Origin of the sequence: Streptomyces sp. NPDC014894 (assembly GCF_043080985.1) — a bacterium.
In the GTDB taxonomy this organism is placed as follows: domain Bacteria; phylum Actinomycetota; class Actinomycetes; order Streptomycetales; family Streptomycetaceae; genus Streptomyces.
The window spans coordinates 610,244-626,866 of sequence record NZ_JBIBWD010000004.1; the positions used below are offsets into that span (position 1 = coordinate 610,244).

The window sequence follows — 16,623 nt, forward strand, 5'->3', positions numbered from 1 at the left end:
CACCCCCGGACCACCCACCCGGCACGCGCCGCGCCTCCCCGCGCCCCCGCTCCCCACCCGCCAGGATGATCACCATGCCCCCCGCCCCCGCCCACAACGCGAACCACGCCCACAACGCGAACCACGCCCACCACGCGGACCACGCCCACGTCACGACGCCCCGGACCGGCTCATGACCACCCGGACCGAGACCGTGGAGACCGACGCCGGCCCCGCGCGGATCAGCTGGCGCCCCGCCCCCGCCCCCCGGCTCGTCCTCGCCCTCGGACACGGCGCCGGCGGCGGCACCGACACCCGTGACCTGCGCGCCCTCGCCGCCGAGCTGCCCGCCCACGGCATCACCGTCGCCCTGGTGGAGCAGCCCTGGCGCGTCGCCGGAAAGAAGATCGCCCCGGCCCCCAAGGCCCTCGACACCGCCTGGCGCGCCCTCTGGCCCGCGCTTCGGCGCCCCGGCCTCCCCGTGGTCGCGGGCGGACGCAGCGCCGGAGCCCGGGTCGCCTGCCGCACCGGACAGGAGCTGGGGGCCGCCGCCGTACTCGCCCTCTCCTTCCCCCTCCACCCGCCCGGCCGCCCCGAGAGATCCCGGGCGGACGAACTGCTCGGCACCGGACTGCCCACCCTCGTCGTCCAGGGCGGCGCCGATCCCTTCGGCAGGCCCGCCGAATTCCCCGAAGGGCCGTACGCCCTGGTGGAAGTCCCCTTCGCCGACCACGGCTTCGCGGTCCCCAAGCGGTCCGGCGTCACCGAGGCCGAGACCGTGACAACGATCACAGACGCGGTGGCGGAGTGGGTCGGGGCCGGCTGGGAATGACGAGCCGCCCGGCTCTGTTGTGCGGGATGTCAGGACGTCAGCAACAGAGCATGGAGTAGGGAGTCCCTCGCATGGGTCCGACCGTCTGCCCCCGCCGCACGCACCCCGCTGACCTGGAGTGGACCGTGCTGACTGCGGCCAAGAACGCCTCGTCGCGGGCGCAGGGCGGAGCCGGTCGGCAGGAGCCGAGCACCGAAGGTCGACTATTCTCCGACTCGAGCGGGTCCGCACTCGGCCCCGTCACAGCGTTGGAGGAGGTGGGTCCGGTCACTGGGACCGACGCAGGGGCCGACGACGGCCGGGCGGCACCGGGTCAGGGACAGCCGGACGCCCTCATCGAGGGCTCGGACGAGCCCGCCCGCACGGGCGCCGAGACGACCGCCGAGCGCAACGCGCGCTTCGAGCGGGACGCCCTCGGCTTCCTCGACCAGATGTACTCGGCCGCGCTGCGCATGACGCGCAACCCCGCCGACGCCGAGGACCTGGTCCAGGAGACCTATGCCAAGGCGTACGGCTCCTTCCACCAGTTCCGCGAGGGCACCAACCTCAAGGCGTGGCTGTACCGCATCCTCACCAACACCTTCATCAACTCCTACCGCAAGAAGCAGCGGGAGCCCCAGCGCAGCGCCGCCGAGGAGATCGAGGACTGGCAGCTGGCCCGTGCCGAGTCGCACATGTCCACCGGACTGCGCTCGGCCGAGTCCCAGGCCCTCGACCACCTGCCGGACTCCGATGTGAAGTCCGCGCTCCAGGCCATCCCCGAAGAGTTCCGTATCGCCGTCTATCTCGCCGACGTAGAGGGCTTTGCGTACAAGGAGATCGCGGACATCATGGGAACACCCATCGGGACGGTGATGTCCCGCCTGCACCGGGGCCGTCGCCAGCTGCGCGGCATGCTGGAGGACTACGCCCGTGAGCGCGGACTCGTCCCGGCCGGCGCGGGGGAGTCGAACGACGCGAAAGGCTCGGGCTCATGAGCTGCGGAGAGCCGCACGAGACGGACTGCTCGGAGGTACTCGACCACCTCTACGAGTTCCTCGACCGTGAGATGCCCGACAGCGACTGCACCAAGTTCGAGGTGCACTTCGAGGAATGCTCCCCCTGCCTGGAGAAGTACGGGCTGGAGCAGGCCGTGAAGAAGCTCGTCAAGCGCTGCTGCGGACACGACGACGTCCCCACCGATCTGCGGGCCAAGGTCATGGGCCGGATCGATCTGATCCGCTCCGGCGAGACCGTGCCCGACGACGATGTCAGCGTCGCCCGTGCGGAGGCCCCCGGGGCCGAGTGACCGTACCCCCGTCCCTCATTTGTACGAAGAGGGTGCGCCGTGATCTCCACGGCGCACCCTCTTCGTACGCACCCGCTGTCACTCGTCTGTGCGAACAACCGTCGGCGCACCGGCGCTCATCCCCCCGACTCGCTAGCGTGACGCGCCAGACGCGAAGGGGGCGGCGCAGTGAGTTCCGTACCGGCGACGGCACGCGCGTACATTCTCGGCGCGGTGCTCTGCACAGCGGCATGCGCGCTGCCCTTACCCGGGCAGGAGATTCCCGTCGGCTGGAGCGCCGTGGCGCTGCTCGCCGCGCTCTACGCGGGATGTGAGCTGCCGCCGCGCTGCCGCCATCTGCGCAAGGCGCTCTCCATGAGCGCCGCCTCCTTCTTCCCGGTGCTGCTCACCGCGGCCTTTCTGCTCCCTCCGGCCGCCGCCATGCTCGTCGCCGTCCCCGGCTCGCTGCTCGGCCGGGTCGAGCGCGGGCCCGCCGGGCCCCGGCGGATCTGGCGCTCCGCCCAGCTCGCCCTCGCGACCTGGAGCGCGGCGAGCGCCTTCGTCCTGCTGGGCGGCGAGCGGACCCTGAGCGAGCCCCGCTTCCCCCACGCGCTCGCGCCCGCCACCGCCTCGGCCGTCGTCTTCTGTCTGGTGCTGGCCGCCCTGGAGGCGGGCATTCTCGCCACCGCCGAACGGGTGCCTCCGCACACCGCCTGGCGCGGCCTGGTGCTCCGCTCGCTGGCCCCGCTCCTCGTCCACGGGCTGGCCGGGCTGATGATGGCGGTGCTGTGGACCAGTCCGTACGGACCGGTCTCCGCGCTGCTCGTGCTGCTGCCGATGTACATCTCCTGCTGGCTCTTCGCCCAGTACCACCGGGAGCGCACCGCCCACCAGGGCACCATCCGCGCCCTCGTCCAGGCCGTCGACCTCAAGGACCGCTACACCCGGGGCCACAGCGAGCGGGTCGGCCGGGCCTCGGTGCTGATCGCCCGCGAACTCGGGATGGACGAGGAACGGATCGAGGTGATCCGCTTCGCCGGGATCCTGCACGACGTGGGCAAGCTCGGCGTCCCCACCCGGATCCTGCGCAAGGACGGCCCGCTGACGCCGGAGGAGCGGCGGGTGATCCAGCTGCACCCCGAGTACGGCCATGAGATCGTCCGGGGCATCGGCTTCCTCGGCGAGGCCAGGGGCGCGATCCTGCACCACCACGAACGGATGGACGGCACCGGATACCCGTGCGGGCTGGCCGGGGAGCGGATCCCCGAATTCGCCCGGGTGGTCGCGGTCGCGGACGCCTTCGACGCCATGACCTCCACCCGCTCCTACTCCCGGGCCCGGCCGGTGCCGGTGGCGCTGGCCGAACTGGAGCGGTGCGCGGGCGCGCACTTCGACCCCCGGATGGTGGGGGCGCTGGTCCGGGCGCTGCGGCGGGACGGCTGGGAGACCGAGGTGACCTCCGGCGAGTCCGCCGCCCCGGCCGCCCAGGACATCCGCGGCATCCCGCCGCAGCCGGTGCGCGTCGCCGACCGCACCCCGGGCGGCCCCGCGTGACCCAGGGCGGCGCACCGCACCCGCCGGGCCCGGACGCCCCCGGACCCGAGCACCGGGCCCGCACCGGCCCCGACCCCCGTACGAGAACCAGCACCGGGACCGGTCCCGGCACCGGCCCCGACTCCCGCCCCGGGTCCGGGACCACCGCCCGCACCGGCCCCGACTCCCGCACCCGCACCCGCCCCCGGCCCAGGACCACCGCCCGCACCCGCTCCCGCCTCCGCCCCGACGCCCCCCTCGCCGCCGCCCTCGCCCTCCTGCTCCACACCGCCGCCGCCCTCCTCGCCGCCGCCGCGATCGCCGCCGTCCTGCGCCGCGGCGTCCACGAGCCCGGGTACGCCCTGGCCTTCGGCGCCCTCGTCGCCCTCGGCGAGAGCGTCCGCTCGGGCGCCGGCCCGGGCGCACGCGAACCCGCGCCGCTCGGCGCGGCCGCCGCCCTCGCGTACGCCCTCCTCGGCGAGTGCGCCGGCCGCCCCACCGGCCACGGCGTGCTCCAGGTCGTCGCCGTCGTCGCCGCGGGAGCGCTCGCCGGAGCCGCGGTCCAGCTCGCCCGGGGCCGCCGACTCGTCCTCGACCACGTCGCCCGACGGGTGCTGACCGCAGCCTTCGCCGCCGCGTGCTTCCAGCCGCTCTACAACTCCGGCGAGCTGGACCGGTGGGCGAGCGGCGCGGCCTACCCCCTCTTCCTGCTGCTCCTGACCGTGCTGACCGCGCTCTGCGACGCGGTCCTCGCCGCGCTGGCGCGCCGCGCCCGCACCGGCTTCCCCTACGGCCCGCTGCTCCGCGAGGAACTGCGGGCGCTGCTCGGCATCGGCTCCGCCGTCTGCGCCACCGGAGCCGTCATCGCCCTCGCGGTCGCCGTCGCCGGACTCTGGGCGCTGCCCGTCTTCTGCGGCCCCCTCCTCCTCGCCCAGCTCTCCTTCCGGCGGTACGAGGCGGTCCGCGCCACCTATCGGCAGACCATCGCCTCACTGGCCCGCTCGACCGAGATCGCCGGATACACCCCGCCCGGACACGCCCGCCGGGTCGCCGAGCTGAGCTGCGCGGTCGGCCGGGAGATGGGTCTGAGCGGCGAACGGCTGACGGTGCTGGAGTACGCGGCGCTGATGCACGACATCGGCCAGCTCTCCCTGGTGGACCCGGTGCCGGACGGGGCCACCGCGCTGCTGCCGGCCGCCCAGCAGCGCCGTATCGCCCTGCTCGGCGGGGCCGTCGTCCGGCAGACCGGCGTGCCCGCCGAGGTCGCCGTCGTCGTCGAGCGGCAGGCCGATCCGTACCGCGACCAGCCGCTGCCCGCCCGGATCGTCCGGACCGTCAACGCATACGAGGACCTGTCCGGGACAGACGCGGAGGGCGCGGGCGCGCTCGCCGTACTGGAGCGGCTGCGGCTCGGCGCGGGCCGCGACTATCAGCCGGAGGTGGTCGAATCCCTGGCGAAGGTGGTCGCCCGGGCCTTCCCGCCGGCCCTCCCGGGCCCCCGGGACCCGGCCCGCTCCGGCCCCGAGGACCCCGCCGGGGGCCCCGGAACGGCGGACGGCCCCGCTCCGGCGCACCCCCGGTGACCCTGGAGTCTGGTCCGCGTCCGCCCTGGGTAACCCATGGGTAATGAGCCACCCCTTTGCCGGGCATGGTTGGATGCGAAAGAGGAGAGACAACCAGCGTCAAGCAGACACACGAAGCAGCATCGGGAATCACACCAACAGCGTCCGGGGCAGTGACCCGAACGACCGGCAGGCGGGAATCGTGAGGATCTTCGGGAAGGTACGGCATCGGCCCTCAGCCTCGTGGCGGCAGGCCACCGACCGCGCGTTCACGCTGATCGGCGACGGCCGGTACGAGGACGCGGGCGCGCTGCTGACACGGGCGGCGGACCTTGAGCCCTGGCTCTCCGAGTCCTGGTTCAATCTGGCGCTCCTGCACAAGTTCCGGCACGACTGGGAGCAGGCGCGGGCCGCGGGGCTGCGCGCGGTCGCCCTGCTGGACAAGGAGACCGGGGCCCCCGACTGGTGGAACGTCGGCATCGCCGCCACCGCGCTCCAGGACTGGCCGCTGGCCCGCCGCGCCTGGCAGGCGTACGGCCTCAAGGTGCCGGGCCTGCCCACCCGCACCGGCGGTGTGGGCGCGGGGCCGGGCGGCGAGGCGCTGGGCATGGACCTCGGCAGCGCCGCCGTGCGGCTCTCGCCCGAGGGCGAGGCCGAGGTGGTGTGGGGCCGCAGGCTGGACCCGGCCCGGATGGAGGTGCTGTCGATCCCGCTGCCGTCCTCCGGCCGCCGCTGGGGCGAGGTCGTCCTCCACGACGGCGTGCCCAACGGGGAGCGGACCACCTCCGCAGGCCCCTCCTATCCGGTCTTCGACGAGATCGAGCTGTGGGCCCCCTCGCCCGTCCCCACCTGGGTGGTGCTGCTGGAGGCCGCCACGGAGGCCGACCGGGACGCGCTGGAGCAGCTGGCCTCCGACGCCGGTTTCGCCGCCGAGGACTGGTCGTCGTCGGTACGGCTGCTCTGCCGCTCCTGCTCCGAGAGCCGGATGCCGAGCGCCGAGGGCGAGGGCGAGCATCTCGACCCCCACGACCACAGCGAACCGGGCCACCCGGGACCGCTCGGCCACCGCACCGCCGGCGAGCTGTGGTCCCCCGAACGGGAGTGCGGCCTCGCCGCCCCCGCCGGTCTGGTGCGGGGACTGCTGGACGGCTGGGTCGCGGACAGTCCGGACAGCCGGGAGTGGCGAGATCTTGAGGAAGTCTGCTGACCCTGCCCTTAGGCTGTACGGACACACAGTGGCCCCCGCCGGGTGGACCACGAAGGACCGAGGAAGGCGTACGGCTGACATGGCGTCGCAGCAGGAGACGGACCAGCAGGTCAATGAGGGTCCCGTCGTGGACGACGACGGGTTCGTCGTGGACACGGAGGACTGCGAGGCACGTGAGCTCGCCCACCGGGAGCGCGGCGCCTCGCGGCCGATCACGGTCGTCGGCAATCCGGTGCTCCACAAGGAGTGCGCGGACGTCACCGAGTTCGACGACGCGCTCGCGTCGCTGATCGACGACATGTTCGCCAGCCAGCGCACGGCCGAGGGCGTGGGCCTCGCCGCCAATCAGATCGGCGTCGACCTCAAGGTCTTCGTCTACGACTGCCCCGACGACGACGGCAATCGCCACACCGGGTACATCTGCAACCCGGTCCTGGAGGAGCTGCCGCCGGAGCTGCGCGTGCTGGACGACTCCAACGAGGGCTGCCTCTCCGTCCCCACCGCCTACGCGGAGCTGGCCCGCCCCGACTACGCCGTGGTGCGCGGACAGGACATGAAGGGCAATCCGGTCAAGATCCGGGGCAATGGCTACTTCGCGCGCTGCCTCCAGCACGAGACCGACCATCTGTACGGGTATCTCTACATCGACCGTCTCTCCAAGCGCGACCGCAAGGACGCGCTGCGGCAGATGGCCGAGGGCACCCCGCGCTACCCGGTCGTGCCGAACGACTGACCGCGCCCGCGCCGCACGGAGTCCGGGGCCCGCTCACCGCTGTGAGCGGGCCCCGCGCCGTCCGCGCCCTCACACCCCGCGCCGTCCGTGCCTGGCGCCCCGCGCCGCCGCGTCAGCGTTCGTGCCCGACCGGGACGGCGGCGCCCGCCGGGCCGCGGAAGGTCCGCCGGTAGACGTTCGGCGTGGTGCCGAGGGTACGGAGGAAGTGGTGGCGCAGCGCCGCCGCGTTGCCGAATCCGGAGCGCGCCGCGATCGCCTCCACCGTCTCGTCCGTGGCCTCCAGCAGCTCCTGCGCCAGCAGCACCCGCTGTCGCAGCAGCCAGCGGTACGGTGTGGTCCCCGTCTCCTGGTGGAAGCGGCGGGCGAAGGTCCGCGGCGACATATGGGCCCGGGCGGCGAGCTGTTCGACCGTCGTCTCCCGGTCGAGATGCCGCTCCATCCAGGCCAGGACGGCGCCGACGGTGTCGTACCGGGTGCGCGGCAGCGGCCGCTCGATGTACTGCGCCTGCCCGCCGTCGCGGTGCGGCGGGACCACCATCCGGCGGGCGATGTGATTGGCGACCTCCGGTCCGTGCTCCTGGCGCAGCAGATGGATGCAGGCGTCGATCGCGGCGGCGGTGCCGGCGGAGGTGATGACCGGCCCCTCGTCCACGTACAGCACATCGGGGTCGACCATGGCCCGCGGATAGCGTTCGGCGAGGGTGTGGGCGTGCTTCCAGTGGGTGGTGCAGCGGCGGCCGTCGAGCAGTCCGGCCGCGCCCAGGACGAAGGCGCCGCTGCAGACGCTGAGCACGCGCGCGCCCCGGTCCACGGCCTGGCGGAGCGCTTCGAGCAGCTCCTGCGGGTAGGCGCGGGTCGGATAGTCGTTCCCGGTGGGGACGGCGACGAGATCGGCCTCGGCGAGCCGCTCCAGACCGTGCGGGGTGCTGATGCCGAATCCGGTGTCGGTGGTCAGGGTGGGTCCTTCGGCCGAGACCACGGCGAAGTCGTAGCCGGGGAGCCCGTCCGCGCGGCGGTCATGGCCGAAGACCTCGCAGAGCACCCCGAGCTCGAAGGGGTGGACGCCTTCGAGGAGGACCGCGGCGACGTTTCTCAGCATGAGGGGAGTGTGGCAGCAATTCGACGGTCCATGACAGTGCTGCCACTGATGATTCTTCCGCCGGGCGGCGACCGTTGAGGGTATGGAATCCCTCCCCGGCCTGCTCGCCGTCCTCGCCCTGACCGCTCTGATCCTTCTTCCCTCGCTCGTCGGACTGGCCCGGGAGCGCGCGATCGACCGACAGCTCCGGGCGGCGGCCGGGGTACGCGAAGGGGCCGCGGACCGGTCCTCGGTCCGCGGCCCCGTGCGCGGCGCGCCGGCGTCAGCCGTGCCTCGGACTCAGAAGTCCTCGCCCAGATCGACGGAGCCCTCGACCGCCACCTGATAGGCGGACGGACGGCGCTCGAAGAAGTTCGTCAGCTCCTGGACGCCCTGCAGCTCCATGAAGGAGAACGGGTTCTCCGAGCCGTACACCGGGGCGAAGCCCAGCCGGGTCAGCCGCTGGTCGGCGACGCACTGGAGGTACTCGCGCATCGACTCGGTGTTCATGCCCGGCAGTCCGTCGCCGCACAGGTCCTGGCCGAACTGCAGCTCCGCCTCGACGGCCTCCTTCAGCATGTCGGTGACCTGCTGCTGGAGGGCGTCGTCGAACAGCTCCGGCTCCTCCTTGCGGACGGTGTCCACGACCTCGAAGGCGAAGTTCATGTGCATGGTCTCGTCACGGAACACCCAGTTGGTGCCGGTGGCCAGACCGTGCAGCAGACCGCGCGAGCGGAACCAGTACACGTATGCGAAGGCCCCGTAGAAGAACAGACCCTCGATGCACGCGGCGAAGCAGATCAGGTTCAGCAGGAAGCGCCGCCGGTCGGACTGGCTCTCCAGCTGGTCCAGCTTCTCGACCGAGTCCATCCACTTGAAGCAGAACTGCGCCTTCTCGCGGATCGAGGGGATGTTCTCCACCGCGGCGAAGGCCGCCGTGCGGTCCTCGGGGTCGGGCAGATAGGTGTCCAGCAGCGTCAGATAGAACTGGACGTGCACCGCCTCCTCGAAGAGCTGACGGCTCAGATAGAGCCGCGCCTCCGGGGAGTTGATGTGCTTGTAGAGCGTCAGCACCAGATTGTTGGCGACGATCGAGTCGCCGGTGGCGAAGAACGCCACGAGCCGGCCGATCAGATGCTGCTCGGCGGGCGTCATCTTCGCGAGGTCGGCGACGTCGGAGTGGAGGTCGACCTCCTCCACCGTCCAGGTGTTCTTGATCGCGTCCCGGTAGCGCTCGTAGAAGTCCGGGTAGCGCATCGGGCGCAGCGTCAGCTCGAAGCCCGGGTCGAGCAGGTTCTTGGTCTCGTGGGGGGTGGACATTACTGGCAGGCCTCGCAGGACTCGGGGTTTTCCAGGGAGCAGGCGACCGCGTCCTCGGCGGCGGCCTGAACCGGTACGGGTACGGGGGCGGCGGCCGTGGCGCCGGACGCGGCGCGGGCGATCCGGGTCGCCGGACGGGAGCGCAGGTAGTACGTGGTCTTCAGGCCCTGCTTCCAGGCGTACGCGTACATCGAGCTGAGCTTGCCGATGGTGGGCGTCTCCAGGAACAGGTTCAGCGACTGCGACTGGTCCAGGAAGGGGGTGCGGGCGGCGGCCATGTCGATCAGACCGCGCTGCGGGATCTCCCACGCCGTGCGGTACAGCTCGCGCACCTCGGCCGGCACCCAGCCGAAGTCCTGGATGGAGCCGCTGGACTCGCGCAGCGCCTCACGGGTCTGGGCGTCCCAGACGCCGAGCCGCTTCAACTCGGCCACCAGGTAGGAGTTGACCTGGAGGAACTCGCCGGAGAGCGTCTCGCGCTTGAAGAGGTTGGAGACCTGGGGCTCGATGCACTCGTACACACCGGCGATCGAGGCGATGGTCGCCGTCGGGGCGATGGCGAGCAGCAGCGAGTTGCGCATTCCGGTGGCGGCGACGCGCTCGCGCAGGGCGGCCCAGCGCTCCGGCCAGTTCAGCTCGACGCCGTAGTGGTCCGGGTGCAGCACACCGCGTGCGGTGCGGGTCTTCTCCCAGGCGGGGAGGGGCCCGTTCCGCTCGGCCAGATCGGCGGAGGCCTCATAGGCGGCGAGCATGATCCGCTCGGCGATCCGGGTGGACAGCTCGCGCGCGGCGGGGGAGTCGAAGGGCAGCTTCAGCTGGAAGAAGACGTCCTGGAGGCCCATCGCGCCCAGGCCCACCGGACGCCACTTGGAGTTGGAGCGCTCGGCCTGCTCGGTCGGGTAGAAGTTGATGTCCACGACGCGGTCGAGGAAGGTGACGGCGGTGCGGACGGTCGAGTCCAGCCGCTCCCAGTCGATGTCGCCGCCGGAGACGAAGGCGCCCAGATTGACCGAGCCCAGATTGCAGACGGCGGTCTCGCCGTCGTCGGTGACCTCCAGGATCTCGGTGCAGAGATTCGAGGAGTGGACGGTGTGTCCGGGCAGGGCGGTCTGGTTGGCGGTGCGGTTGGAGGCGTCCTTGAACGTCATCCAGCCGTTGCCGGTCTGGGCGAGGGTCCGCATCATCCGGCCGTACAGCTCGCGCGCGGGCATCGTCTTGCGGGCCAGGCCCGCCGCCTCGGCCTTGCGGTAGGCGGCGTCGAACTCGTCGCCCCACAGGTCCACCAGCTCGGGCACGTCGGCCGGGGAGAACAGCGACCACTCGGTGTCGGCCTGGACCCGGCGCATGAACTCGTCCGGGACCCAGTGCGCGAGGTTGAGGTTGTGGGTGCGCCGGGCGTCCTCGCCGGTGTTGTCGCGCAGCTCCAGGAACTCCTCGATGTCCGCGTGCCAGGTCTCCAGATAGACGGCGGCGGCGCCCTTGCGCCGGCCGCCCTGGTTCACGGCGGCGACCGAGGCGTCCAGCGTCTTGAGGAACGGCACGATGCCGTTGGAGTGGCCGTTGGTGCCGCGGATCAGCGAGCCGCGGGCGCGGATGCGGGAGTACGAGAGCCCGATGCCGCCGGCGTGCTTGGAGAGCCGGGCGACCTGGTGGTACCGGTCGTAGATGGAGTCCAGCTCGTCCTGCGGGGAGTCCAGCAGATAGCAGGAGGACATCTGCGGGTGCCGGGTGCCGGAGTTGAAGAGCGTGGGGGAGGAGGGCAGATAGTCCAGCCGGCTCATCAGCCGGTAGAGCGCGGCGACCTCGTCCAGCGCGCGCGGGGAGTCGTCCTCGGCGAGTCCGCAGGCCACGCGGAGCATGAAGTGCTGCGGGGTCTCGATCACCCGGCGGGTGATCGGGTGGCGCAGCAGATAGCGGCTGTAGAGGGTCCGCAGGCCGAAGTAGCCGAAGCGGTCGTCGGCGTCCGGGTCGATCAGCTCGTCCAGGCGGTCGGCGTGGAGCGTGACGAAGTCCGCGGTGCGGTCGGCGATCAGGCCCTCGGCGTGACCGACGGCGACCGAGGCGGAGAAGCAGACCGAGCCCTGGCCGGCCGCCTCGTCCGCGATGGTGCGGGTGAGCAGCCGGGCGGCGAGCCGCGAGTAGGCCGGGTCCTCGGAGATGAGGCCCGCGGCGGCGTCGGTGGCGAGCCCGCGCAGCTCGGCCGCGTCCGACGCGGCGTTCCGGCCGCGCAGCGCGGCTGCGGCGACCTTGCCCGGGTCGGTGTCCGGCAGATCGGCGGTGAGGTCGGTCAGGGTCCGCAGCAGCGCGGTCCCGGGCCCGTCCCCGGGCTCCCCGGAGACGGGTCCGGGGACCCGTCCGGGAAGCTGTTCCGACACCTTCTCGGAGGTCTGCCCGAAGGCGTTCGCGGAGGTGCCTGAAGCCGGATCGGCTGGCGCGATGGTCACGTGGTGCTCTCCCTCGCTCGGCTCACGGGCCGGCGGGCGGGAGGCGCGCCGCGGGGCGCGCGTACCCGTTTCCGGGCAGCACTCCACGGCGTCCGCCGACCCAACCGCGAGGCCCGGACGTCTTGGCACCCGGGTCGGTCGAGCCGGGTGCGCTGTCGGCAGACGCCCGGACTCGCGGGTACGACAAAGCGCACCACAGCACACCGTTGCGGGACAGTTCCGGATTCACACCGGATTCCTCTGCGGCGACAGCGAGATGAGCATACATGTGGGGGCGGGGGGTGGTGGCACCCACCAGATGTTGTGTCGCGGGGTGTCTGTGGGCTGTCTGCCGCACTACGGATGGTCACCCCCTGCCAGGCCCTGCGGCGACTGCGGGAGGGCCTGCGGAGGCGGGCCCGGGGCCGTTGTCGGACGGCTCCGCTATGGTCGAGAACACAGGGAGGAGGCCTTATGGCACAGGCTGCGGAGATCCTTGAGATCACCGACCGTTTCCATGTCCACCCGGATGAATTCGACGAGGGCACGCGGATACTGGCCGCGCGGTCCCGGCGCATGCGGATGGAACTCATCGACGGCAGGATCAGGAGCAGGGCTCTGCCCGACGGGGACCATGGTCGGATCATTCAGTGGCTGACCCGGATCTGCGTGCAGTCCAGGCCGGAGCTGTGGCTCCACTCCGAGCAGGGGCTCAAGGTCCAGGAGTACCGTCTGGGCCGGGCCCGGCCCGATGTCTCACTGGCCCCAGCGACGCCTTCGTCGGTCACGGCGAGTGGGCGGATCCGAGTCCGGTGCTGATGGCGGTCGAAGTGACCTCCTACGACGCGGACACCGATCAGCGTGACCGGGTCGAGAAGCCGCGTGCCTACGCGCAGACGGGCATCCCCGTGTATCTGCTGATCGACCGGGACAACCGCGAGGTGACGGTCTACGGCGAACCGGACGGGGTGCGGTACGAGAACGCCCACACGGTGCCGTTCGGCAAGGATGTCGTGCTGCCCGATCCGGTCGGCGTCACCCTGTCCACCGAGCGCCTCGAGGACTGGGTGCGCTGACCGCCCGGGGCGACGCCGACTGATCGAGCCGGCCCCGCGCGATCGCTCTCGGGAGCGGTCGCGCGCGGGGCCGGGACGGATCAGGGGGCAGGGCGCTTCAGACGGGCGACGAACTTGTAGCGGTCGCCCCGGTAGACCGAGCGGACCCACTCCACGGGCTCTCCTCTGGCGTCCAGAGAATGGCGTGAAAGCATCAGCATCGGCAGGCCCACGTCCGTCCCGAGGAGCCCCGCCTCGCGCGGTGTCGCGAGCGAGGTCTCGATGGTCTCCTCGGCCTCCGCGAGATGGATGTCGTACACCTCCGCGAGCGCCGTGTAGAGCGAGGTGTACTTCACCAGACTGCGGCGCAGCGCCGGAAAGCGCTTGGCCGAGAGATGGGTCGTCTCGATCGCCATCGGCTCGCCGCTCGCCAGCCGGAGCCGCTCGATGCGCAGCACCCGCCCGCCCGCCGAGATGTCCAGCAGGCCCGCCAGGCTGTCGTCGGCCGTGACATAGCCGATGTCCAGCAGCTGGGAAGTGGGTTCCAGCCCCTGGGCCTTCATGTCCTCGGTGTACGAGGTCAGTTGGAGCGCCTGGGACACCTTCGGCTTGGCCACGAAAGTGCCTTTGCCCTGGATGCGCTCCAGCCGGCCCTCGACCACCAGCTCCTGGAGCGCCTGGCGCACGGTCGTGCGCGAGGTGTCGAATTCGGCCGCGAGTGTGCGTTCCGGGGGCACCGGAGTCCCTGGCGGCATAGTCTCTGTCATGTCGAGAAGATGGCGCTTGAGCCGGTAGTACTTGGGGACACGCGCGGTACGGGTCTGAGGCCCGCCCTCGGTCTCCGTGCCCACCCCGTCCGTGGTCATGGCCCGCCTTCCCGACTCCTGCGTTGCTGCCGTCACCGGCTCCTCCGTCTGTCGCGGCTCACATGGTGGCACGGTCCGGTCACGGGTCGTCGCCCTCCCTCAGGTGTCGGTCCTATAACGGACGCGACTGCCCTTCTTATACACCCTTGACACCCCTAAAGGTCTAGGCCAAGCTCCGGGTACTGGTCTAAACCATTAAAGACCAGGTCCCAGCCCCACGGGCAGACCGAAAAGCGCTGTCTCTGCGTGTTGTGCGACTCCCGGGCGGTGGGGGGAAATCTGCATCCCTTGAGGAGGGTGGCGTGAAGCGCAAGCTCATAGCTGCGGTCGGTGTGGCGGCAATGATGGTCTCGGTCGCGGCCTGTGGTTCGGACGCGAAGGACCAGAGCAAGACTGACCCGAAGGACCGTACGGGGACGCTCACCGTATGGCTGATGAACGACGCTCAGTCCACGTGGCCCGAGGTCGTCAAGGCCGCGAACGACGAGTTCAAGACGAAGTACCCCAAGGTCAACGTCAAGGTCCAGTACCAGCTGTGGGCCGACAAGACCAAGAAGCTCGACGCCGCCCTGTCCGGTGACAGCTTCCCGGACGTGGTCGAACTCGGTAACACCGAGACCATGACCTACATCCTCAACGGTGCCCTCGCCCCCATCAAGGACGAGAAGAAGTACGACAACTCGGACACTTGGATCAAGGGTCTGAAGGACACCTGCACCTACGAGGGCGACCTCTTCTGTGTGCCGTACTACGCCGGTGCCCGTGTCGGCATCTACAACGCCGAGATGTTCAAGAAGGGCGCGGGCGTCGACAAGATGCCGGCGACCGAGGCCGAGCTGGTCAAGGCCCTGGACAAGGTCCAGGAGAAGTACGGCAAGGACAAGGCGTTCTCCGCGCTCTACCTGCCGGGCCGTTACTGGTACGCGGCCATGTCCTACGTCTACGCGTACGGCGGCCAGATCGCCAAGTACGACGAGGGCAGCAAGGAATGGTCCGCCCAGCTCTCCACGCCGGAGGCCCAGAAGGGCATCCAGCACTTCGTCGACCTGGTCAAGAAGTACAACAAGGCCGACAAGACCAAGGACGAGCAGGACCACGCCAATGTGATGGCCAATGAGAAGACGGCCGTCCTCTACGGCAACGCGTGGGAGGCCGGCAGCGTCACCGACGCCGAGGGCAACGGCAACGGTGAGCTCAAGGGCAAGATCTTCCCCGTCGTGATGCCGGGTCCGGAGAACAAGCCGCTCCCGACCTTCGTCGGTGGCTCGGACCTGGGCGTCATCGCCAAGTCCAAGCAGCAGGACCTGGGCGAAGAGTGGATCTCGATCTACACGAACTCCAAGAACCAGGACGCGCTCACCGCCAAGAACACGCTGCCGAACAACACCAAGCAGCTTGAGCCGCTGAAGACCAAGCCGGAGACCGCGCCTGGCGCCAACGCGGTCGAGAGCGCCTGGTTCACCCCGATCGCCCCCGGCTGGGCCGCGATCGAGAAGAAGGAGATCCTGGAGCAGATGCTGCTTCAGATCATCCGTGGAACCTCTGTCGCCGACGCCACGAAGAAGGCCGACGAGGAGATCAACGCCCTGATCAACGAGAAGTCCTGACCCTCGCGGTCTCGACCCTCTGATCTCCCCGGGGGTGATGGGTCCGCGCCACCGCGCGGACCCGTCACCCCCGCCTTCAGGTGAACAGTCCGAACGGAAGGCCACGCACGATGAGTGCCGCCGACATGCTCAAGACCCCCGGGGGACCGGACCCCCAAGCCTCCGACACCGCAGCGGCCGGCAAGCGGCCCGCGGAAGTCCACGAACCCAAGACATCGGGGGGAGGCGGACGTCGGAGAAACAAGGGGGCGCTGCTGCCCTATCTGCTGATCGCCCCGACGGTCGTGGCGATCCTCGCGGTGTTCGTCTGGCCGCTGATCAAGACGACGATCATGTCCTTCCAGGACGTGGGCCGCACTGAGCTGTGGACCGGTGCACCGGCCCCCTGGGTCGGCTTCGAGCAGTTCACGAACATCTTCGGGGACCAGGCCTTCTGGGACTCGGTCGTTCTGACCGTCGTCTTCATGGCCATCTGCGTGGTCGCCACCCTGGTCATCGGCCTCGGCATCGCGCTGATGATGCAGCGCATGTCGGACTGGGCGCGACTGATGATCACCGGCGCGCTGATCGCCGCCTGGTCCATTCCCCTGATGGTCCAGGCCTCGATCTTCCGCTGGCTCTCGGACTCCGACTACGGCGTCCTGAACATGGTCCTGACGAAGTACCTGGGACTGGACTTCCAGGGCCACAACTGGTGGCTCGACTACAAGCAGGGCTTCCTCATCATCGGCGCGGTCGTCGTCTGGGGAGCCATCCCCTTCGTAGCGATCACGCTGTACGCGGCCCTCACCCAGGTCCCCAAGGAGCTGGAGGAAGCCGCCGCGATCGACGGAGTCAACGCGTTCGGCAACTTCCGCTACGTGACCTTCCCGGTCATCAAGCCCGTCTTCCAGATGGTCGCCACGCTCTCCGTCATCTGGGACTTCAACGTCCTCGGCCAGGTCTGGCTGATGCGCGGAAGCAAGCCCGAGCCGGAGTACGAAGTCATCGGCCTCTACGCCTTCAACAAGGCCTTCGAGTCCAACTCCTTCAGCCAGGGCGCGGCCATCTCCCTGATCACCGTGCTTCTGCTGTCCGGTGTCGCCGTGTACTACCTGCGCCAGCTGCTCAAGATCGGAGAGGTCGATTGAGCACCACCGCCTCCGCGCCGAAGACAGAGAC

At 70.7% G+C, this 16,623-nt stretch carries 14 protein-coding genes, 1 pseudogene and 1 riboswitch; of the genes and pseudogenes, 11 read left to right on the top strand and 4 right to left on the bottom strand.

Going from position 1 to position 16,623, the window contains the following annotated elements:
- The first annotated feature begins 172 nt into the window (after positions 1 to 172).
- From ACF089_RS13565 to def, 7 genes are all read left to right on the top strand, one after another.
- Positions 173 to 811 (top strand): alpha/beta family hydrolase, encoded by a 639-nt coding sequence (locus tag ACF089_RS13565; protein ID WP_392025650.1) that lies wholly within the window; start codon positions 173 to 175, stop codon positions 809 to 811.
- Positions 812 to 1,068: 257 nt separating this feature from the next.
- Positions 1,069 to 1,788 carry a sigma-70 family RNA polymerase sigma factor gene (locus ACF089_RS13570; RefSeq protein WP_392025652.1) on the top strand — a complete coding sequence of 240 codons (720 nt, stop codon included), beginning with the start codon at positions 1,069 to 1,071 and terminating at the stop codon, positions 1,786 to 1,788.
- Positions 1,785 to 2,099 (top strand): mycothiol system anti-sigma-R factor, encoded by a 315-nt coding sequence (gene rsrA / locus ACF089_RS13575; protein WP_392025654.1) that lies wholly within the window; start codon positions 1,785 to 1,787, stop codon positions 2,097 to 2,099. Before ACF089_RS13570 ends, rsrA begins: the two co-directional genes overlap by 4 nt.
- Before the next feature lie 168 nt (positions 2,100 to 2,267).
- Complete coding sequence (locus tag ACF089_RS13580) at positions 2,268 to 3,632, top strand: HD-GYP domain-containing protein (RefSeq protein WP_392025656.1); 1,365 nt, start codon at positions 2,268 to 2,270, stop codon at positions 3,630 to 3,632.
- A gap of 257 nt (positions 3,633 to 3,889) precedes the next feature.
- Positions 3,890 to 5,194 (top strand): HD-GYP domain-containing protein, encoded by a 1,305-nt coding sequence (locus ACF089_RS13585; protein WP_392025748.1) that lies wholly within the window; start codon positions 3,890 to 3,892, stop codon positions 5,192 to 5,194.
- Between the two features lie 181 nt (positions 5,195 to 5,375).
- Entirely contained in the window at positions 5,376 to 6,380 is a 1,005-nt protein-coding gene (locus tag ACF089_RS13590; protein WP_392025658.1) for a tetratricopeptide repeat protein, read from the top strand.
- 79 nt (positions 6,381 to 6,459) lie between these two features.
- The gene (gene def, locus ACF089_RS13595) at positions 6,460 to 7,113 is read left to right on the top strand and encodes a peptide deformylase (protein ID WP_392025660.1); all 654 of its coding nucleotides are present in this window, start codon (positions 6,460 to 6,462) and stop codon (positions 7,111 to 7,113) included.
- A 112-nt stretch (positions 7,114 to 7,225) separates the two neighbouring features.
- Here the strand turns inward: def and ACF089_RS13600 are convergent, their stop codons facing one another.
- Positions 7,226 to 8,212: a GlxA family transcriptional regulator gene (locus tag ACF089_RS13600; protein WP_392025662.1), complete on the bottom strand. Its 987-nt coding sequence runs from the start codon at positions 8,210 to 8,212 to the stop codon at positions 7,226 to 7,228.
- 82 nt (positions 8,213 to 8,294) lie between these two features.
- Here ACF089_RS13600 and ACF089_RS13605 point away from each other — a divergent pair, with 82 nt between their 5' ends.
- The gene (locus tag ACF089_RS13605) at positions 8,295 to 8,537 is read left to right on the top strand and encodes a hypothetical protein (RefSeq protein ID WP_392025664.1); all 243 of its coding nucleotides are present in this window, start codon (positions 8,295 to 8,297) and stop codon (positions 8,535 to 8,537) included.
- On the opposite strand, the gene ACF089_RS13610 is transcribed toward ACF089_RS13605, so the two are convergent.
- Together ACF089_RS13610 and ACF089_RS13615 are read right to left on the bottom strand one after the other, a co-directional pair.
- Positions 8,492 to 9,511, bottom strand: coding sequence for a ribonucleotide-diphosphate reductase subunit beta (locus ACF089_RS13610; protein WP_392025666.1), 1,020 nt, complete (start codon positions 9,509 to 9,511; stop codon positions 8,492 to 8,494). The two genes, ACF089_RS13605 and ACF089_RS13610, sit on opposite strands and share 46 nt — an antisense overlap.
- Positions 9,511 to 11,886, bottom strand: a complete 2,376-nt coding sequence (locus ACF089_RS13615) for a ribonucleoside-diphosphate reductase subunit alpha (protein WP_392025750.1) — start codon at positions 11,884 to 11,886, stop codon at positions 9,511 to 9,513. Before ACF089_RS13615 ends, ACF089_RS13610 begins: the two co-directional genes overlap by 1 nt.
- 215 nt (positions 11,887 to 12,101) lie before the next feature.
- Positions 12,102 to 12,226: riboswitch (cobalamin riboswitch) on the bottom strand.
- Between the two features lie 200 nt (positions 12,227 to 12,426).
- On the opposite strand from ACF089_RS13615, the pseudogene ACF089_RS13620 reads away from it, so the two are divergent.
- Positions 12,427 to 13,010 (top strand): annotated as a pseudogene (locus ACF089_RS13620) (Uma2 family endonuclease).
- Between the two features lie 80 nt (positions 13,011 to 13,090).
- On the opposite strand, the gene ACF089_RS13625 reads toward ACF089_RS13620, so the two are convergent.
- On the bottom strand, positions 13,091 to 13,855 hold the full coding sequence (locus tag ACF089_RS13625) for a GntR family transcriptional regulator (RefSeq protein ID WP_392025751.1): 765 nt from the start codon (positions 13,853 to 13,855) through the stop codon (positions 13,091 to 13,093).
- A gap of 302 nt (positions 13,856 to 14,157) precedes the next feature.
- Here ACF089_RS13625 and ACF089_RS13630 point away from each other — a divergent pair, with 302 nt between their 5' ends.
- Both ACF089_RS13630 and ACF089_RS13635 read left to right on the top strand, forming a co-directional pair.
- Positions 14,158 to 15,462: a sugar transporter gene (locus ACF089_RS13630; protein ID WP_392025667.1), complete on the top strand. Its 1,305-nt coding sequence runs from the start codon at positions 14,158 to 14,160 to the stop codon at positions 15,460 to 15,462.
- A 110-nt stretch (positions 15,463 to 15,572) separates the two neighbouring features.
- On the top strand, positions 15,573 to 16,592 hold the full coding sequence (locus tag ACF089_RS13635) for a carbohydrate ABC transporter permease (protein WP_392025669.1): 1,020 nt from the start codon (positions 15,573 to 15,575) through the stop codon (positions 16,590 to 16,592).
- Positions 16,593 to 16,623: the final 31 nt, after the last annotated feature.

Bases quoted from the DNA above. Each gene is read 5' to 3' on its own strand.
- ACF089_RS13565 (WP_392025650.1), top strand. From the start codon at position 173: ATGACCACCCGGACCGAGACCGTGGAGACCGACGCCGGCCCCGCGCGG.
- rsrA (WP_392025654.1), top strand. From the start codon at position 1,785: ATGAGCTGCGGAGAGCCGCACGAGACGGACTGCTCGGAGGTACTCGAC.
- def (WP_392025660.1), top strand. From the start codon at position 6,460: ATGGCGTCGCAGCAGGAGACGGACCAGCAGGTCAATGAGGGTCCCGTC.
- ACF089_RS13600 (WP_392025662.1), bottom strand. From the start codon at position 8,212: ATGCTGAGAAACGTCGCCGCGGTCCTCCTCGAAGGCGTCCACCCCTTC.
- ACF089_RS13605 (WP_392025664.1), top strand. From the start codon at position 8,295: ATGGAATCCCTCCCCGGCCTGCTCGCCGTCCTCGCCCTGACCGCTCTG.
- ACF089_RS13610 (WP_392025666.1), bottom strand. From the start codon at position 9,511: ATGTCCACCCCCCACGAGACCAAGAACCTGCTCGACCCGGGCTTCGAG.
- ACF089_RS13625 (WP_392025751.1), bottom strand. From the start codon at position 13,855: ATGACCACGGACGGGGTGGGCACGGAGACCGAGGGCGGGCCTCAGACC.
- ACF089_RS13635 (WP_392025669.1), top strand. From the start codon at position 15,573: ATGAGTGCCGCCGACATGCTCAAGACCCCCGGGGGACCGGACCCCCAA.